At 75.4% G+C, this 513-nt stretch carries 1 protein-coding gene; it reads right to left on the bottom strand.

All coding sequences use genetic code 11. The features are described 5' to 3' along the window. The coding region (locus tag AC5WRT_RS39045) for a ketoacyl-synthetase C-terminal extension domain-containing protein (RefSeq protein ID WP_496101114.1) at positions 1–513 on the bottom strand (513 nt) is incomplete at both ends.

Raw genomic sequence — 513 nt, 5'->3', positions numbered from 1 at the left:
CCGGCAACCGACGCGTCGGCCTCGGACGCGGCCTCGGCGGGCTGCTGAGGCGCCTCCTCCAGCACCACGTGCGCGTTCGTGCCGGAGATGCCGAAGGAGGACACGCCCGCGCGCCGGGGACGGTCCTGCGCGGCCGGCCAGTCGCGGGCCTCGGTGAGGAGTTCGACGGCGCCGGCGGACCAGTCGACGTGCGAGGACGGGGCGTCGACGTGCAGGGTGCGCGGCAGCACGCCGTGCTGCATGGCGAGCACGATCTTCATGACGCCCGCGACACCGGCGGCGGCCTGGGTGTGCCCGATGTTGGACTTCACCGAGCCCAGCCAGAGCGGGCGTGCACGGTCCTGGCCGTACGTCGCGAGGAGCGCCTGCGCCTCGATCGGGTCGCCCAGCGTCGTGCCCGTGCCGTGGGCCTCCACCACGTCCACGTCGGCCGGGGTCAGGCCGGCCGAGGCGAGGGCGGCGCGGATCACCCGCTGCTGCGACGGGCCGTTGGGCGCCGTGAGACCGTTGGAG

The organism is Streptomyces sp. NTD91 (genome assembly GCF_059510455.1).
Note: the sequence above shows the minus strand (reverse complement) of the source record. Positions and strands in the feature narration are given on the sequence as shown.